The 18905-nt window shown below is 33.3% G+C and carries 12 protein-coding genes; 8 read left to right on the top strand and 4 right to left on the bottom strand.

Going from position 1 to position 18905, the window contains the following annotated elements; genetic code table 11:
• Positions 1-10 precede the first annotated feature (10 nt).
• Positions 11-757, bottom strand: coding sequence for an electron transfer flavoprotein subunit beta/FixA family protein (locus SOM12_RS10715; protein ID WP_095928090.1), 747 nt, complete (start codon positions 755-757; stop codon positions 11-13).
• 500 nt (positions 758-1257) lie between these two features.
• On the opposite strand from SOM12_RS10715, the gene SOM12_RS10710 reads away from it, so the two are divergent.
• The 5 genes from SOM12_RS10710 (at position 1258) to SOM12_RS10690 (ending at position 8945) form a co-directional block, all read left to right on the top strand.
• Positions 1258-2235, top strand: a complete 978-nt coding sequence (locus SOM12_RS10710; RefSeq protein ID WP_008466560.1) for a pyruvate dehydrogenase complex E1 component subunit beta — start codon at positions 1258-1260, stop codon at positions 2233-2235.
• 70 nt (positions 2236-2305) lie between these two features.
• Complete coding sequence (locus SOM12_RS10705; RefSeq protein ID WP_320493416.1) at positions 2306-4807, top strand: DUF5686 and carboxypeptidase-like regulatory domain-containing protein; 2502 nt, start codon at positions 2306-2308, stop codon at positions 4805-4807.
• Positions 4808-5070: 263 nt separating this feature from the next.
• Entirely contained in the window at positions 5071-5670 is a 600-nt protein-coding gene (locus SOM12_RS10700; RefSeq protein WP_095928088.1) for a DNA-3-methyladenine glycosylase family protein, read from the top strand.
• Between the two features lie 111 nt (positions 5671-5781).
• The gene (locus SOM12_RS10695; RefSeq protein WP_095928087.1) at positions 5782-6312 is read left to right on the top strand and encodes an inorganic diphosphatase; all 531 of its coding nucleotides are present in this window, start codon (positions 5782-5784) and stop codon (positions 6310-6312) included.
• A gap of 113 nt (positions 6313-6425) precedes the next feature.
• Positions 6426-8945 (top strand): sodium-translocating pyrophosphatase, encoded by a 2520-nt coding sequence (locus SOM12_RS10690; protein ID WP_320493415.1) that lies wholly within the window; start codon positions 6426-6428, stop codon positions 8943-8945.
• Positions 8946-9651: 706 nt separating this feature from the next.
• Here the strand turns inward: SOM12_RS10690 and SOM12_RS10685 are convergent.
• Both SOM12_RS10685 and SOM12_RS10680 read right to left on the bottom strand, forming a co-directional pair.
• The gene (locus SOM12_RS10685; RefSeq protein ID WP_095928085.1) at positions 9652-10266 is read right to left on the bottom strand and encodes a deoxynucleoside kinase; all 615 of its coding nucleotides are present in this window, start codon (positions 10264-10266) and stop codon (positions 9652-9654) included.
• A complete protein-coding gene (locus SOM12_RS10680) occupies positions 10266-11081 on the bottom strand; it encodes a hypothetical protein (RefSeq protein ID WP_414655673.1) in 816 nt (271 codons plus the stop codon). The genes SOM12_RS10685 and SOM12_RS10680 overlap by 1 nt, the downstream gene beginning before the upstream one ends.
• 213 nt (positions 11082-11294) lie before the next feature.
• Between SOM12_RS10680 and SOM12_RS10675 the strand changes: the two genes are divergently transcribed.
• The 3 genes from SOM12_RS10675 to SOM12_RS10665 all read left to right on the top strand — a co-directional run bounded on the left by SOM12_RS10675 (position 11295) and on the right by SOM12_RS10665 (position 17303).
• Complete coding sequence (locus SOM12_RS10675) at positions 11295-12182, top strand: GLPGLI family protein (protein WP_095928083.1); 888 nt, start codon at positions 11295-11297, stop codon at positions 12180-12182.
• 76 nt (positions 12183-12258) lie between these two features.
• Entirely contained in the window at positions 12259-14946 is a 2688-nt protein-coding gene (locus SOM12_RS10670) for a carboxypeptidase-like regulatory domain-containing protein (RefSeq protein ID WP_320493413.1), read from the top strand.
• 92 nt (positions 14947-15038) lie between these two features.
• Positions 15039-17303, top strand: a complete 2265-nt coding sequence (locus SOM12_RS10665; RefSeq protein ID WP_320493412.1) for a hypothetical protein — start codon at positions 15039-15041, stop codon at positions 17301-17303.
• Between the two features lie 112 nt (positions 17304-17415).
• On the opposite strand, the gene metK is transcribed toward SOM12_RS10665, so the two are convergent.
• A complete protein-coding gene (metK, locus tag SOM12_RS10660; RefSeq protein ID WP_035645622.1) occupies positions 17416-18666 on the bottom strand; it encodes a methionine adenosyltransferase in 1251 nt (416 codons plus the stop codon).
• Positions 18667-18905: the final 239 nt, after the last annotated feature.

Genomic DNA, 18905 nt, shown 5'->3' with positions numbered 1-18905 from the left:
TTCTACAATCTTAAATCACCTTTGCCTCGTTGTGTAATAAATTGATTAACTCATCTAAATTATCTGCAGAAACTAATTTTACTGCCGATTTTGGAGCTGGTTTTTCAAATTTCACGGCTTTTGTATTTACAGCAGCATCAACTGGCTCAAGAATAGTAAGAGCCTTAGTTCTGGCTGTCATAATTCCTCTCATGTTCGGGATACGTAAATCTTTTTCTTCAACAAGACCTTTTTGACCTCCAATGATTAAAGGAAGAGTTGTGCTTACTGTTTCTTTTCCACCGTCGATTTCACGAACAGCTTTTACATTATTTCCGTCAACAGTTAAAGAAGTGCAAGAGTTTAAGAAATTAGAGCCTAAAATACCAGCGATCATTCCAGGAACCATCCCTCCATTATAATCTAAAGATTCTTTACCAGCAATTACTAAGTCGTAACCACCGTTTTTAATAACTTCTGCCAATTGTTTTGCAACAAAAAAACCATCAGTAGGGTTTGCATTAACACGAATTGCTTCGTTTGCTCCAATTGCCAATGCTTTACGCAAAGTTGGTTCAGTATCAGGACCTCCAACGTTTACAACCGTTACATTTGCTCCTTGTTGTTCTTGAAACCAGATTGCGCGTGTAAGACCGAATTCGTCGTTAGGGTTAATTACATATTGTACTCCATTAGTGTCAAATTCTGAATCACCGTTGGTAAAGTTAATTTTTGAAGTAGTATCAGGCACATGGCTGATGCAAACTAGTATTTTCATAAGTATATATTTTGAATTTATAATATGCTTTTACAAATTTAGAATTTAATTTGGAATAATTATACTATGCATGCATAATATTTTTTAAAACTATTACGATTTCGCAGATTGTTCAGTTTTGGATGATTTTCATCGTAATCTAAAAATAAAATAATATTCATTTTGTCTGATTGTTAGGAATTTTGCAATAACCGATAATTGGAATGTAAATTATTTTTGTCTGATAAATACTATTTTTTGATTTTTTGCGTTTTGATGAATGAATTTTGGAGAGACAAGAATTAAACAAATAGATAAAAGTTTGTCTGAAAAATATTTTAGAGCGATTAAGTGTGATTTGTACGTTATTATATCGATTTCGTAATTATCACAATAAAGATTAAAAAGTTAAAATGGCAGAACAGATAGAAGTTCGTACGATTTTAAATTCAATTTATGCTTTTAAGTTATTTAAAATATTTATTTTTGCTCTTCAGAAAATTCAACATACAATATAAAATATGAGAACAATACAATTTAGAGAGGCCATTTGCGAAGCGATGAGTGAAGAAATGCGTCGCGATGAATCCATATATTTAATGGGAGAAGAGGTTGCAGAATACAATGGAGCTTACAAAGCTTCTAAAGGAATGCTTGCTGAGTTTGGTGAAAAGAGAGTAATTGATACTCCAATCGCTGAGCTTGGATTTTCAGGAATTGCAGTAGGTTCTGCAATGAATGGAAACCGTCCTATTGTAGAATATATGACATTCAACTTCTGTTTAGTTGGTATTGATCAAATTATAAATAACGCTGCTAAAATGCGTCAAATGACAGGAGGACAATTTAATGTGCCTATCGTTTTCCGCGGACCAACAGCTTCTGCTGGTCAATTAGGAGCTACTCACTCACAAGCTTTAGAAAACTGGTTTGCTAACACTCCAGGTCTTAAAGTTGTTGTTCCTTCAACTCCTTACGATGCAAAAGGACTTTTGAAATCTGCTATCCGTGATAACGATCCAGTTATTTTCATGGAATCTGAGCAAATGTACGGTGACAAAGGTGAAGTGCCAGACGGAGAATATACAATCCCTCTAGGTGTTGCTGATGTTAAACGTGAAGGAACAGATGTAACAATTGTTTCTTTCGGAAAAATTATCAAAGAAGCTTTTATCGCTGCTGATGAATTAGCTAAAGAAGGTATCTCTTGTGAGATCATCGATTTAAGAACAGTTCGTCCAATGGATAAAGATGCAATCTTAAAATCGGTTAAAAAAACAAATCGTTTAGTAATTCTTGAGGAAGCTTGGCCAGTTGCCAGCCTTTCTTCTGAAATATCTTATATCGTACAAGAACAAGCGTTTGACTTCCTTGATGCGCCAATTCAACGTATTACAACTGCAGATACTCCTGCACCGTATTCTCCAGTACTGCTTAAAGACTGGTTGCCAAATGCAGGTGATGTAGTAAAAGCAGTAAAAAAAGTATTATATAAATAATACAAATACATAATACTCATAAAACTTCATCAGACAAACATGGATTGGTGAAGTTTTTTTTTACTTTATAATGAACAAATTAACTCTACTTCTCTTATATTTTTTATTTGCATTTGCGAATGTTGCTACTGCACAAACTAAGGTGAGTGGAGTTGTTTTGGACAAAACCAATCAGCCAATACCTTTTGCAAATGTTGTATTTAAAGGTTCTAATATAGGAATCGTTTCTAACGAAGATGGACGTTTTTATTTAGAATCTCCAAATACGTATACGGCACTTATTGTTACTTCGGCAGGATTTTCGGATAAAGAAGTTCCGTTAGAAAAAGCAGTTAATTATAATTTCAAAATTGTTTTAGGCGAAGCCGAAGCGCTAAATGAAGTTGTAATTTATACGGGTAAAACTTCTAAAAAGAACAATCCCGCATTGGATATTTTAAGAAAAATCTGGGAAAGAAAACGTAAAAACGGACTTTATCAGTTTAATCAATATCAAATGCAGAAGTATGAAAAAGTAGAGTTTGACATGAACACTATTGATAGTGCATTCATGAAAAACAAGCTTTTTAAAGGAATGGAGTTTATCTTTAATCATGTTGATACTTCAGATGTTACAGGAAAAACGTATCTGCCAATTTTTATTAACGAATCTGTTTATGATGTTTATGGCGATAATAAATTAAAGAAAGTAAAAGAAAATATAACAGGAAATAAAATGTCTGGTTTTAATGGAAATCAGCAGATTTTATCCTTTGTAAAAGACCTTTATTCTGAGTATAATATTTACGATAATCACCTTAAGTTTTTTGATAAAAGTTTTACAAGCCCACTTTCAAGAACAGGAATTGATGTTTACAATTATGTCTTAAAAGACAGTGCATTTGTAGATAAAAAATGGTGTTATAATATTGTCTTTTATCCTAGACGTAAAAACGAATTAACTTTTAAAGGAGATTTTTGGGTTAACGATACCACTTTTGCGATCAAAAAAATTAATATGGGCGTAACCAAAAGTGCCAATATTAACTGGGTAAAAGATATTTATATCGAACAGGAGTTTGATGTGCAAAACGATTCAATTTTCCTTTTGACGCGTGATTACATGATGTCCGATTTTGCTTTAAATAAAAAAGAAAAATCAAAAGGAGTTTATGGTAAAAGAACAACTTTATATCGCAATCATAAATTCAATATTCAGAAACCCGAGAAGTTTTACAAAGAAGAAGTCAATTTTATTGATAATGCAGTCTATGATCGACCGCCTGAATTCTGGGACGAAAATCGTTTTGAAAAATTAAATAAAGACGAACAGGGAATTTATAAAATGCTCGATACACTGCAAACAGTAAAGCGATTTAAGCAGTTGTATAATCTCGTCTCCATTTTAGGAAGTGGTTATGTTGAGTTTAAAAACTTCGATTACGGACCAATTTTTTCAACTTTTGGATATAATGAAGTCGAAGGTTTAAGGTTGAGAGTGGGAGGAAGGACCTATTTTGGACCAAATGATCCTTGGCGTATTCAAGCCTATACAGCTTATGGATTTGATGATAATAAATTCAAATACGGAGTTTCTGGAAAATGGATGGTTGACAAGAAAAACCGTGTTATTATTTCTGGAGGAAATAGGCGTGATATTGAACAAATTGGTGCAAGCTTAACTACAACAAATGATGTTTTAGGGCGAAGTTTTGCTTCTTCTGCTTTGTTTACAACGGGAAGTAATGGTAAGCTGACTAACATTAATCTGAGTAATGTTTCTGTTGAAATGGAAGCTAAAAAGAACTTTATAGTTCAGGCTGGTTTCTCGTATCGTACATTAGAATCGGCATCAAAAACATTTAGTTTAGATTATTATTCGACTTTACCAACTCCTGAAAATCCAGCTGGAGTTATTGAAAGTGCAGTAAAACAATCTGAAGCAAATATTCAATTTGAATATATGCCTAACCGCAAAACTATTGGTTATGGTGTCGAAAGAGATTTAGTTGATAGCCCTTTTAGTCATTTCTTTGTGAATTTTAGTTATGGTTTAAAAGGAGTTTTTGACAGTGATTTTGCTTACGAAAAAATTCAAGTTTTTTACAGGCAGCCAATCATTATTGGACCTTTAGGAAGATCAAATATTACAGTTGAAACAGGAAAAACATTTGGTACAATTCCGTTAGGTTTGATGAGTGTAATTCCAGGTAACCAGACGTATTTTACAATCGAGAATACATTCAGTAACTTGAATTTCTACGAATTTGTTACGGATCAATATACGACCCTGCAGTGGAACCATGATTTTGGAGGAAGATTATTCGCAAGAGTTCCTTTTATGAGAAAACTTAATTGGAGAGAGTTTGTTGGAGTAAGAGCGGTTCACGGAACAATTTCTGATGCCAACCGCGCGATTAATGCCTCTGGATTACCTTATAATGCTCCAGAAAAAGTGTATTGGGAGTATCATACAGGAATTGGAAATATATTTAAAGTTTTTCGAATTGATTTTTCTTGGAGAGGAAATTATCTAGATATGCCAGATGCTCACAAATTTGCAGTAAAAGGATCTTTTGGATTCTATTTCTAATTGTATTTAGGGGCAAAGGTTCAAAGTTACAGAGTCGCAAAGGTTTAAATCTTTGCGACTTTTTTTGTGTTTTTAATACTTTTTCTCACGCAGATTCTGCGGATTTGAGCAGATAAACACAGATTAAATATATTTAAGATTGGAAAAATAGAATTTGCTTAAATCTGCAGAATCTGCGTGAAAAAAAAACTTAGCGCCTTTGCGTCTTTGCGAGAACTAGTTTCATTTTTCTTATTTTTGATTTACTTTCAAAACCCAAAACCATGCAAGAAGCAATTGATTTTCTTTCATCTAAAAATCCAATATTTCTTGAAATCATAGAAAAATACGGATTGCCTCCAATTCCCAAACGTCCTCCAGGTTTTGAAACTTTGGTTTTGCTTATACTCGAACAGCAGGTTTCTATAGATTCGGCGAAAGCCACTTTTTTGAAAATAAAAGCTTACAAAACTTGCGATCCTGAAAACATGGCCGTTTTGTCTGATGAAGAATTTAGAAATCTAGGAGTAAGCCGTCAGAAAACAAAATACATCAAAATCTTAGCGGAAGCAGTTTTAAACAAAGAATTAGATATTGAAAGTTTGGCTTTGAAATCTGCAAAACAAGTTCGCGAAGAACTCATTAAATTAAAAGGAATTGGAAACTGGACTATCGATATTTATTTAATGTTTTGTCTGGAAGAGCCCGATTTGATTCCGCTTGGCGATATTGCAGTAATCAATACCATCAAAGAATTACTTAATATTCATGATAAACAAGAAATGGAAATTCATGCAGAACAATGGAGTCCATATCGATCTTATGCGACTTATTTACTTTGGCATTATTACCTAAAAAAAAGAAATCGAACGATTAGTTATTAAATGCTTGTATTTTAAACTCTAATACAGATAATTTAACCTTGTTTTTTATTGTAGAACTAGATTCTTTAGTTATTTTTGCAACCGAAATTATAGAAATAATAAAAAACGAAAATGACCGCAGACAAATTAACGACTTTCGATGTATTAATCGAAATACCAAGAGGAAGCAGAAATAAATATGAGTACGATTTTGAAATCAAAAGAATGCGTTTTGACAGAATGTTATTCTCTTCAATGATGTACCCAGCAGATTACGGATTTATTCCAGAAACTTTAGCTTTAGATGGTGATCCTCTTGACGTATTAGTTTTGGTAAACGAACCAACTTTCCCTGGATGTGTTATGGAAGTTAAGCCAATCGGTGTATTCCACATGGCAGATGATAAAGGACCAGACGAAAAAATTATTTGTGTACCAGTTTCAGATCCAATTTGGAATTCATTAACAGATTTATCAGATATTAATCCTCACTTAGTAAAAGAAATCGAGCACTTTTTCCAAGTTTACAAAGATCTTGAAAACAAAAAAGTAGATGTAGAAGGATGGGGAGACGTAAAAGAAGCTTACGAGATTATCGCTGAGTGTACAAAACGTTTTGATGACATTGAAAATAAACCGGCTGGATTATTTAGTATTAAATAATTTTAACCGCATTCTAATATAAAAAAAGCAATACTACCGTCAGGAGTATTGCTTTTTTGTTTAAATTCGTTTTAGTTAGATTGTTGACTATTAACCAAAACCATTAAAATATTATGAATGCATTTATGATTTACCTGCCCATTATAATGGCAGTTTTAGGATTACTTTTCATGGGAATAAAAAGGACTTGGGTTTTAAAACAAGACGCTGGAGACGGTAAGATGAAAGAGATTTCAGATTACATCTACGAAGGAGCCTTAGCCTTTCTAAAAGCCGAATATAAATTATTAACAATCTTTGTAATTATCGCCAGTTTAGCTTTGGCAGGAATTACTTTTATTCCAGGAGTAAAAACACATTTATTAATCGTAATAGCATTTATTTTTGGTGCTTTATTTTCGGCTTATGCTGGAAATATCGGAATGAAAATAGCAACTAAAACAAACGTTAGAACTACTCAAGCGGCTCGTACAAGTTTGCCACAGGCTTTAAAAGTTTCTTTTGGCGGTGGAACTGTCATGGGGCTTGGCGTTGCTGGTTTAGCCGTTTTAGGTTTAACATCCTTTTTTATTATTTTCTTTCATTTATTCTCTGATGGTGTTTGGAAAGATACAGATACCATGACAGTTGTCTTGGAAACTTTAGCAGGATTTTCATTAGGAGCAGAATCAATTGCTTTGTTTGCTCGTGTTGGAGGTGGAATCTATACTAAAGCAGCCGATGTTGGAGCAGATTTAGTTGGTAAAGTAGAAGCGGGAATTCCAGAAGATGATCCTCGTAATCCTGCTACAATTGCAGATAACGTAGGAGATAACGTAGGAGACGTTGCAGGTATGGGAGCTGATTTGTTTGGGTCTTATGTAGCAACAGTTCTTGCAGCAATGGTACTAGGAAATTATGTTATAAAAGATATGGGCGGAAGTATTAATGATGCTTTCGGCGGAATCGGCCCAATTTTGCTTCCAATGGCAATTGCCGGTTTTGGGATTATATTTTCCATTATAGGAACACTTTTAGTGAAAATTTCAGATGATAATGCCAAAGAAGCACAAGTTCAAAAAGCTTTAAATGTAGGAAACTGGGTTTCGATTGTTTTAACAGCTGTAGCTTGTTTCTTTTTAGTACAGCACATGCTTCCGGAAACGATGCAGATGAGTTTCTTTGGAGAAGGATCAAAAGCGATTTCGTCAATGCGTGTTTTCTACGCTACATTGGTCGGATTAGTTGTTGGTGGAGCTATTTCATCAGTAACAGAATATTATACAGGATTAGGAACAAAACCAGTTTTGGCAATTGTTCAAAAATCATCTACGGGAGCAGGAACAAACGTAATTGCTGGTTTGGCAACAGGTATGATTTCGACTTTCCCAACGGTATTATTGTTTGCTGTTGCAATTTGGATCTCCTATGCTTTAGCAGGATTTTATGGAGTAGCTTTGGCGGCTTCAGCCATGATGGCGACAACTGCTATGCAATTAGCAATTGATGCTTTCGGACCTATCTCTGATAATGCTGGAGGAATTGCTGAAATGAGCGAATTGCCAAAAGAAGTTCGTACCAGAACCGATATTTTAGACTCAGTTGGAAATACAACAGCAGCGACAGGAAAAGGATTTGCTATTGCTTCTGCAGCCTTAACTTCATTAGCATTATTTGCAGCCTATGTAACTTTTACAGGAATTGACGGAATCAATATTTTTAAAGCTCCAGTTTTGGCGATGTTATTTGTCGGCGGAATGATACCAGTAGTTTTCTCTGCTTTAGCAATGAATTCTGTTGGAAAAGCGGCAATGGATATGGTGTACGAAGTTCGTCGCCAGTTCAAAGAAATTCCTGGAATTATGGAAGGAACGGGAAAACCAGAATATGGAAAATGTGTTGAGATTTCTACAAAAGCTGCTTTACGAGAAATGATGCTTCCAGGGATTTTAACGATTGGTTTCCCAATTTTAATTGTTCTTTTAGGAAAATTAGTTTACTCAGACAACAATCAGTTAATTGCTGAAATGTTAGGAGGATATATGGCTGGAGTTACGGTTTCTGGAGTACTTTGGGCAGTTTTTCAAAACAATGCGGGAGGCGCCTGGGATAATGCTAAAAAATCTTTTGAAGCAGGAGTAATGATCAACGGAGAAATGACTTATAAAGGTTCTGATGCGCATAAAGCTGCCGTAACAGGAGATACAGTTGGAGATCCGTTTAAAGACACTTCTGGACCTTCAATGAATATCTTAATTAAATTAACTTGTTTGATTGGATTGGTAATTGCTCCAATTTTAGGAGAAGGTCACGCGCCATCAGATATTGCTACAAAAGCTTCTTGCTGTGCCAAAACAGAAATGCATGCAGGAATTTCTAAATGTGGAGATATGTCTGGAATGACAAAAGAAGAATGTATTAAAATGTGTAAAGAAAAAGGTTGTTCTGAAGAAGAAACAGCTAAATGTTTAGCTCATTTTGATGCGAAAGGAAAATACTCTCATACCGAAAGCCAATCAGTTCGTGTTGAGGTTAAAAATATTAACGGAAAAACTACTGGAACTGTTACTAAAACAGAAAATGGTAAAACAACAACCGAAGTTTTTGAAGGAACTGAAGAAGAAGTTCTGGCAAAAGTTGAAGCTGCGAAATAATAATCTACCTGAGAGGTTTTAAACCTGCCAGGATAATCAAATTAAAAGTCTCTTGAATTATTCGAGAGACTTTTCCTTTTAACAAAGTTTTGCAATCAGGTTTTATTCTATGTGTTAAAAATATAGGTCTCCGTTAAAAAGTTTTTTTTTGAAATCTTTAGAAAACTCTTTTTTATAAAGCACATTGTGATTAGTAACAGCCCTGTTTTTTGGAATTCCAGAAACAGTTAGAAGTATAATCCAGATTGCTAATGAAGCTATTGAGAGAACTATAGTCAGAACAAAATTTATGGTTGCAACTGTCCAATTTGACTTATCTGTAGATTTTGGATTGCTGGAAAAAATGTACCATTGATAGCAAAAATTTGTAAATAAAAGCAACGGTAAAATAGGGTACAGATTATCGAGTTTTCTGTCAATCATTAAAGCGCCGATAATGAATATTATAATATTTAGAAAGAGACCCCTCGAGATGATTTTTATTTTAAGCATAATCTTTTTAAAATATAAAGATCGCAATTTTAATTGCTTAAAGTAGTATTTTGTTTGTTAAATTTAAAAAAAACTTATATTCTTTCTAATGCAAGATTTTATATTATAAACCAATAACTTATATGGTAATTCTGAAAGTTGAAAAATAAAAAATGCCTCTAAATATTATTTAGAGGCATTTTTTTATTTCGTGTTAATCTGTGTAATTCGTGTTCTAAAACAATCCGTTCAATTCAGCATCAATTCTATTAATGATATCACCCAAATCTTCAGGATTATCAACAAAATTGATATTATCAACATCAATAATCAAGAGTTTTCCTTTAGTGTAAGTCTGGATCCAAGCTTCATATCTTTCGTTCAAACGACTTAAATAATCTATCGAAATAGAGTTTTCATATTCGCGTCCGCGTTTATGAATTTGTCCCACTAAATTCGGAATAGAACTTCTTAAATAAATCAATAAATCTGGAGCTTTAACCAAAGATTCCATTAATTCAAACAACGACGTATAATTTTCAAAATCACGACTCGTCATTAATCCCATTGCATATAAGTTGGGAGCAAAGATGTGAGCATCTTCATAAATCGTTCTATCCTGAATGATTCTTTTTCCGCTTTCGCGAATTTGCTGCACTTGACGGAAACGGCTATTTAGGAAATAAATCTGAAGATTAAATGACCAGCGCTCCATTTGATGGTAGAAATCATCCAAGTACGGATTATCAACTACATCTTCATAATGAGGTTCCCATTTGAAGTGTTTCGCCAATAATTTGGTCAGAGTGGTTTTTCCTGCGCCTATGTTTCCTGCTATTGCTATGTGCATTACGGTGTTACGATTTTATAATTTGATATATCTGTAGCTGTAAAAATAGATAAAATTTGGTCTTTGTAATAAAAATTGTCAAAGGTTTTTTCTAAAATTTTAATCTCAGAAATTACCTCTGGATTCGACTTATTAATACCTTTAAAGTACAGTAAACGATTCTTACTGAAAAGATATTGTGAAGGACTAATTATAACAATTTTATCAAAATCCCCTATTGGGCCTAATGAAGTGATTTTTCCAAAAATATCACAAGAATACCCGTTGTTTTTTTTATCAATCCAATAGAAGGTATTAAAATCGGTTTGATAATATTGAATTGGTTCAGTCAATGGAATTGAAAGCGTTTTATATTCATTTTTTAAATAATCAAAAAGTCCAATTTGCTGATTTAAAGTGTTGTAAATCCATAACTGGTTTTGCGTAGACATTCCGATGGCATTTACTACAATTGGCGCTGCATTTTGCGAAAAGTTAATTTCGGTCATTTTATTCAATTGATTGTCTAATAAAACGACACTGTTGAAATCTTCATAAAACAAAACAATTTTTAACGGATTTTGAAGATCGACTTTTGTTATTTTTCCCAAAGAAACATTCTTGTATTCGAAGATTTCTTTTCCTTTAATTTTGCTAAAAACGTTGTTCGTAATCTGATAGGAATATCCAAACGAATCGTATCCTAAAAATTCATCAGCAGTGTTTTTATACTGCGAAATTAAAGTTGGATTTATGCTCAGATCCTGAGCTGAAAGCGCATGAAAAGTGCAGAAAAGAAATACGGAAAATAAAATTTTTTGCACGTTTCTATACATTAGAAAATTAATTTACAAGAGCACCAAATTACAAAAAACTCTCCTTAAAATTTCAATTTGGAGTCTTAAACCTTTTTTAAATCTAATAGTCTAAAAAATAAGCGGTTCTATCTATGCCTTAATGCCGTTTATATATTTAGTTTTTTGAATCTTAAAATAAATAATACATTTGAATGTAAGCTTTATCGGATTTACTCACTTAAAGAAAATGAAATGAAAAAGATATTTTTTTATATGACTTTACTGCTTGTTTCTGCACAAATTCAAGCGCAAAAAGATTTTCAGGGAATGGCTGTTTATGAGTCAAAAACACAGGCTCCAAAATTTGAAGGCATGCGCGGGAATAGAGATATTACCCCAGAAATGCAGAAAAACATGGAAGAGCGTATGAAAAAGATGCTCGAAAAAACATTCGTTTTAAATTTCGATAAAGCAGCATCGATTTACAAAGAAGAAGAAAAACTAGAAGCGCCAGGTCAGCAGCAAGGCGGTTTTCGCATGATGTTTGGTTCGCTTACAGGTGGAGGCGGTACTTTTTACAAAGATGTAAAAACAAAAACGTATACGGTTGATAAAGAATTTATGGGTAAAGAATTTCTTGTGATTGATTCGCTGCCAAAATTAGACTGGAAACTGGAACAAGAAACCAAGCAAATTGGAGGCTACAATTGTTATAAAGCAACAGCGGTAAAGCAAGCCAGTAAAACCGATTTTAGAAACTTCAGACCTAAAAAGGATGAAGATAAAAAAGAGGAGGCTAAAAAGACTTCGGGAGATACCAAAACGAATTTTGCTGATAACTTCGAAATTCCAAAAGAAATTGTAGTAACAGCTTGGTATACACCTGAAATTCCTATAAATCAAGGGCCAGAAAATTACTGGGGACTTCCAGGTTTAATTTTAGAAATTAACGACGGAACCACTACAATTTTGTGTTCGAAGATAGTTTTGAATGCTAAAGAGAAAGTGGAAATAAAACCTTCGAAAAAAGGAAAAGTAATTTCTCAGAAAGAATACGACGAAACGGTAATTAAAAAAATGGAAGAATTTAGGGAGATGAACCGCGGTCGTGCGGGCGGACCTCCTCCAATGGGAAGATAAAATTTATAAAACTCAAAATATCAAATTGCTACGCCTGTTCGCTATCGCTCGGGTCCAAACTTCCAATATTCTTATAATGAATAAGACACTTTTTTTATTTGCCTTACTTTTTACTTCTTTTTCTTTTGCTCAAAGTATCCGTTTTGATGGTTTGATTCAAGACGAACAGAAAAATCCGTTGGAAATGGCCAATATCATGGCGATTAACAATGGCACCAAAGCAATGGATTCATACGGAATCACCAATGATAAAGGAAAGTTCCAGCTTACTTTAAAACCGAATACAGCTTACACTATTAAATTAAGTTATTTGGGAATGAAATCTAAGGAAATAGCTGTAGTTACAAAGGCTGAGAACATGACTCAAAATATTGTAATGGATGGTGCTGGAATCGAATTGGAAGGTGTAGAAATTGTTCGAGAAATGCCTGTTTCTATAAAAGGCGATACAATTGTTTACAATGCAGATTCTTTTAAATCGGGAACAGAAAAAAAGCTCGAAGATGTTCTGAAGAAATTGCCTGGAGTTGAGGTAAATGCCGATGGTGAAATTGAAGTTGAAGGAAAAAAAGTCAGTAAATTGATGGTGGAAGGAAAAGATTTTTTTGACGGAGATACAAAACTAGGCGTTAAAAATATTCCGGCCGATGCTATTGATAAGGTTCAGGTTTTACGAAATTACAATGAAGTAAGCGCACTTAAAGGTCTAGAAAACGATCAAGATAATGTGGCAATGAATATCAAATTAAAAGAAGGAAAAAAGAATTTTTGGTTTGGAGATGTGACTGCTGGAATTGGAGTTGCAGAATTGGATAGTCGCTATATTATTAATCCGAAATTATTCTATTACAGTCCAAAATACAGCATTAATTTAATCACTAATTTTAATAATATTGGAGAATTGCCACTTACTGCACAAGATTATTTTAAGTTTACGGGCGGATTTAAAAATATGATGAAAAAGGGGGGAAGCAGTTTTAATGTTTCTTCAAATGATCTAGGAATTTCATTGCTTCGAAATAATCGCGCTAAAGAAATCGAAACCAAATTTGGCGCAACAAACTTTGCTTATTCTGTAAATAAAGCTTGGAATATAAGCGGTTTTGGAATTCTTTCAACTTCAAAAACAGATTTGGAAACGAAATCTCAAACCACGATTTTAGATTCTGGAGATCAGCAGAAACGGGATGAATTGACGCATCAAAAGAATAATTTGGGACTTTTTAAACTGAGCTCGACTTACAAGCCAAATGATAAATTTCAGTTTGATTATGATATCCTGACCAAATTATCAAAACAGAATGAAGATACAGACTTGCTTCGTGAATCGGTTGTTGATAATGTTTCGGCAGTTGAAACTATTTTAACTCAAAAGAAACAAGATCCAACTTCTATCAATCAAAATCTGAGTTTGTATTATACGCAAAGCAGTAAAAATATTTTTGCTTTTGAAATGCAACATTTATATCAAGACGAAAATCCGTTTTACAATGCCAATTTAAGAACACAGCCTTTTGATTTATCAGGATATATTTCGGGACAAAATCGAAACGACTTGAATCAAGATCGTTTTGTAAAAACCAATAAATTGGATACCAAATTGGATTACTATTATATGGTAACGCCAAAAAGTAACATCAATATTACGGTAGGAAATACATATTCGTATCAGAATTTCAATTCTCATATTTTTCAAATTTTAGATAATGGGGATAAAAATGATTTGAATGATGCCGAAAATAACAATGATGTTGATTACAGTTTTAATGATGCTTTTTTAGGTTTTCATTATAAAATTCTAACAGGAAAATTTACATTAACGCCTGGAGTGAGTTTGCATACGTATCAAATGACAAATGGGCAATTTGGAACCGATTATTCTCAGAATTTCGTAAAGGTCCTTCCTGATTTCTTTGCCTTATATCAAATCAAAAAATCGGAAACACTTACCTATAATTTCTCATTGACAAACGATTTTACCGATATTAATCAATTGGCTTCGGGTTATGTTTTGTCAGATTACAGCAGTTTGTTTCGCGGAAATCGTTTCTTAGAAAATGCGACTTCGCAAGTACATTCGCTTCGATATTTTAAATATAATATGTTCAATTTTGAGAACATTTTTGCCAATGCCACCTATACCAGAAAAGTGGACGCGATTAAAACAAAAGCCAATTTTGACGGAATTAATCAGTCTTCTGTTCCTTACAATTCCAATTTGGCCGATGAAACTTTTACAGGAATGGGAAATTACGGGCGTTCGTTTTTAAAGAATTATAAAGCTTCTGTTAATGCTAGTTTTAATTGGTCGAAATTCAATAACATTCAAAATGACCAATTGTCAACCACAGAAAGTTTCAGTCAAAGTTATACCGTCAAAGCTTCAACAAATTATAAAAATCTTCCCAATATAGAATTTGGTTATAATCTTTTGGTTAACAAATACAGTGGTTCAACTTTTTACACCGACAAGCCATTTGCAAGATTAGATTATTATTTCTTGGATAGTTTTTCTTTTGTTTCGGAATACGAATTCTATCATTATTATAATGGAGATAAAACGGTCGATAATGAATATGATTTCTTAAGCGCGAGTTTGGTTTATCAAAAAAAGAATAGCAAATGGGAATATAAAGTTTCGGCAACCAACCTGTTAAACACGACTTATCTTAACGACGACAGCTTTTCTCAGTTCTCGACTCGAGTTTCTCAATATACGGTTCAGCCGCGTTACATCATATTTTCGATGAAATACAATTTGTAGTATTTTTGGTGCCAATATTGTGGTTTTTGTGATTTGTTTAATGAAGAATCAAATATCTTTGCGATATAGTATTAACGACAAAAAACGTAATCATGCGCAATTTTATTTGGAGTGTATCGCTCCTGTTTGCTGGAATTTCTATCTCTTTCTCTCAAACAAATGGCATCGAAAAAGGAACTTATTTATCTACAAATAAAGGAGGAAAGATTAAGTTAAATTTATTAGAGGATAATAAATACGAATTGGTTTTTTATTCGGGAGGTTACGAGATTAAAGGCGATTCGCTAGTTTTTTTAAAAAGCACTGAAAATAAAACAAATAGATTTGATCTTGCTTTTGCTAAAGATAAAAAGGCAAAAAAAGTTAAGATTAAATTCTTGAATCCATCGTATTATTCTTTTTACATTGGAACCCAAAAAGGAGCAGAATCGGTTCAATACGAGAGACTTTCTGATATAAAAACGAAAGTAGATCCTGATTATATCAAAACAGATTTAGATTTTGAAATTGAGAAAACCGACTTCCTTTATTTGGTTTACGAAGATTACGACGGAAAAAGCGATGTGAGTAAATATGCATTGCCAAAAGATGTTTCGGAAGTGACGATCAATTATGATTTGGCAGTTTTAAGCGATTTAAATCTTATTGGATCTTTTGATAAAAGAACAAAAGAATTGAAAATTTCTGATCAATACGGAAAAGATCCTTTGGTATTTATAAATGAAAAAGAGGAGAAACCTGCTAAAGCTCCAACAGTTGTTCCTATAGAAAATCAAACCATAAAAAATTGGACGTATCCAGGAAAAGAAAATACTTTAATAAACGATGATTTTGGTTCTGGAGTAGCTGTGGATAGTGCCGCTGTAATAGTAGATGCTGCCGCCGTTGATGCGACAATTCCTCCGCCAGCCTATATCAAATATGATTTTAAATTAAAAGTTGAAAACAATCTAAAAAAGGCAATAGAATCTACAAAAACGGCAAATAACAAGTTTTTGGTTGTTGTAGTTGACAATAAGGATAAGACTGCAAAAGAAAATTTTGATGCTTTTGTAAAAGAGCAGGAAACCCAGACGGGATATAATATGTACGATTCTTATAATGCTCTTTATGATATCTACAATTATTATTTTGCTGGAGCCGATGACAAAAAATGGCTTAAAAACAATAAAATTGCTAGCGACCAAAGTGTAATTATTTTAAATGGAAGTGGTGATCTGCTAGCTGTTGCAAAATCAGATTTAACTACGCAACAATATCAATTTAGTTATTATGGAGATTTCTATAGAAAACTTCAGAGAGCAAATGCATTTCTTTCTGTAGATAAAGTTTTAAAGAACAAAAAAGCTTCACACTCAGATTTAATTGCAGCTTTTAATAAGGCAGCCTTATTAGAAACATCTTATGATTATGATTCAGATTATACGGTAAACGATCCTAATTCGACTGAATTTGTAATTACAAAAACGGCTTTAAACCAAAAAGAGGTGGCTCAAACTTGGAAAAAGTTGATTGAAGCGCATCAAAAAGATAAAGTTGCCAATATGTATTTGGTAGAAACGATTATTAAAGAAATCAAAAACCAAGGATTTACAAAACAGCTTTTTAGTACAGATAGAATTCTAAATGATACCGATTTCTTAGCAATCGATTATTTGCTTAATCACTCAGAAGATATTGAACGTAATCGTGCAGATTTTAATAGCAAACAAGGAGAACTTCATACGATTGGAAATGTGGTTTCTGAAGTTTCAGATGCATTGCAGCAAAACCTATATCTTGCTCAAGATGGAGTTTCTGGAGAGATGAATAAAGAAAAGATCAATTCTATTTATAAAAAGATTATTGCTTCAGGAAAAGGGAATTTCGATTCGTACAGAAACTATTTTTATTATTTAGGCCAGCTTGAAGATCAAGACGGTTCAAACACAACTTATTTAAAAGAGTTCAACACTTATTTTGATAATACTTTGGCAGGAGCAAGTCCGATTGAAAAATTAGATGCAATCTTTTCGGGATTAGATTCTAGTTCAAGCTATTCTTATGATGGATGGAATTCATTCAAACTTTACCATTCAGACATCTGTAACAATGCGGCATGGACAGTTGTATTAAAGCCACAAAATTCAAACTTTATTAAAGATGCTATTAAATGGTCTGAATATAGTTTGGTGATCTCTAAAAACAATCCGTATTACTTAGACACTTTAGCGCAATTGTATTATAAAGACGGACAAAAAGACAAAGCTATCGAAACGCAAGTTTTAGCAGTAAAATTTATGACTAGTGATATGGATGAAGAAACTGCGAATCAAATGAAAGAAGTTTTAACTAAAATGAGCAACGGAACGTATTAATAAAGAATTATCAGTATATAAAATAAAAGCCGATTTCTAGAATTAGAAATCGGCTTTTTTATGTTTAGTAATCTATAATGTCTAACAATCTAAGTTAGTCTATAGATCTGAATTACAATCCGAATGCAGCTTTTACTTGGTCAACAAAATCAAGTTTTTCCCATGTAAACAACTCAACAGTAACCGTTTTTTCATTTCCACCTGGAGCAGAGAAAGTTTTAGTAACCGTTTCTGGTTTACGTCCCATGTGTCCGTAAGCAGCAGTTTCGCTATAAATAGGGTTTCTTAATTTTAAACGTTGCTCGATAAAGTAAGGACGCATATCGAAGATAGCTTCTACTTTTTTAGCGATTTCACCGTTAGTTAAGTTTACTTTAGAAGTTCCGTAAGTTTCAATGAAAATTCCCATTGGTTCAGCAACTCCAATTGCATAAGAAACCTGAACTAAGATTTCGTCAGCAACACCAGCAGCAACTAAGTTTTTAGCGATATGACGAGTTGCATAAGCAGCACTTCTATCAACTTTACTTGGATCTTTTCCAGAGAACGCACCACCACCGTGAGCACCTTTTCCACCGTAAGTATCAACAATGATTTTTCTTCCTGTTAAACCAGTATCTCCGTGAGGTCCTCCAATAACGAATTTTCCTGTTGGGTTAATATGGTAGTTAATTTTATCGTTAAATAAGTGAGCGTGCTCTGGGTTTTTAGCGATAATTCTTGGAATCAAAATTTCGATAATGTCTTTTTTGATTTTAGCCAACATTGTAGCTTCTTCATCAAAATCATCGTGTTGAGTTGAAATTACAATCGCATCAATACGAGTTGGTTTGTTATCGTCGCTATATTCTAAAGTTACTTGAGATTTAGCATCTGGACGTAAATACGTGATTTCTTTGTTTTCACGTCTTAAAATAGCTAACTCTTGTAATAATTTATGAGATAAATCTAATGCCAATGGCATGAAGTTTTCAGTTTCGTTTGTAGCGTAACCAAACATCATTCCTTGGTCACCTGCACCTTGCTCTTCTGGCTTAGCTCTGTCAACACCTTGGTTAATATCTGCAGATTGCTCATGAATAGCTGAAAGAATTCCACAAGAATTCGCTTCAAACATATACTCACTTTTAGTATATCCAATTTTACGGATTACTTCGCGAGCGATTTGCTGAACATCAAGATAAGTATTCGACTTTACTTCACCTGCTAAAATAACCTGACCTGTAGTAACTAAAGTTTCACATGCTACTTTAGAATCAGCATCAAATGCCAAAAAGTTATCGATTAATGCATCCGAAATTTGATCTGCAACTTTGTCTGGATGCCCTTCACTAACAGATTCTGACGTAAATAAATAAGCCATAATAATGTAATAATAAAATATTAGTTTTTAAAAATTTAAGCAGGGAAAGTAATTGCTAAAAAGGGCTAAAGGAGAGTTCCTGCTTTAGCATTTTTTACTACTGAAATGAATCTTTCAGCATTCATAACGAAATCATTTCATTATGAAGAGGTTGCAATCAGTTCAAATTTTTCCTCTGTTTCGGGTGCAAAGGTATGAAACCATTTTGATTTGCAAATTAAAGTTCAACTTTTTTTATT

Origin of the sequence: Flavobacterium sp. CFBP9031 (genome assembly GCF_034044945.1) — a bacterium.
Lineage (GTDB): Bacteria > Bacteroidota > Bacteroidia > Flavobacteriales > Flavobacteriaceae > Flavobacterium.
Note: the sequence above shows the minus strand (reverse complement) of the source record. Positions and strands in the feature narration are given on the sequence as shown.

Coding starts and splice junctions, on each gene's coding strand:
- SOM12_RS10715 (WP_095928090.1), bottom strand. CDS start 757: ATGAAAATACTAGTTTGCATCAGCCATGTGCCTGATACTACTTCAAAA.
- SOM12_RS10710 (WP_008466560.1), top strand. CDS start 1,258: ATGAGAACAATACAATTTAGAGAGGCCATTTGCGAAGCGATGAGTGAA.
- SOM12_RS10705 (WP_320493416.1), top strand. CDS start 2,306: ATGAACAAATTAACTCTACTTCTCTTATATTTTTTATTTGCATTTGCG.
- SOM12_RS10700 (WP_095928088.1), top strand. CDS start 5,071: ATGCAAGAAGCAATTGATTTTCTTTCATCTAAAAATCCAATATTTCTT.
- SOM12_RS10695 (WP_095928087.1), top strand. CDS start 5,782: ATGACCGCAGACAAATTAACGACTTTCGATGTATTAATCGAAATACCA.
- SOM12_RS10690 (WP_320493415.1), top strand. CDS start 6,426: ATGAATGCATTTATGATTTACCTGCCCATTATAATGGCAGTTTTAGGA.
- SOM12_RS10685 (WP_095928085.1), bottom strand. CDS start 10,266: ATGCACATAGCAATAGCAGGAAACATAGGCGCAGGAAAAACCACTCTG.
- SOM12_RS10680 (WP_414655673.1), bottom strand. CDS start 11,081: ATGTATAGAAACGTGCAAAAAATTTTATTTTCCGTATTTCTTTTCTGC.
- SOM12_RS10675 (WP_095928083.1), top strand. CDS start 11,295: ATGAAAAAGATATTTTTTTATATGACTTTACTGCTTGTTTCTGCACAA.
- SOM12_RS10670 (WP_320493413.1), top strand. CDS start 12,259: ATGAATAAGACACTTTTTTTATTTGCCTTACTTTTTACTTCTTTTTCT.
- SOM12_RS10665 (WP_320493412.1), top strand. CDS start 15,039: ATGCGCAATTTTATTTGGAGTGTATCGCTCCTGTTTGCTGGAATTTCT.
- metK (WP_035645622.1), bottom strand. CDS start 18,666: ATGGCTTATTTATTTACGTCAGAATCTGTTAGTGAAGGGCATCCAGAC.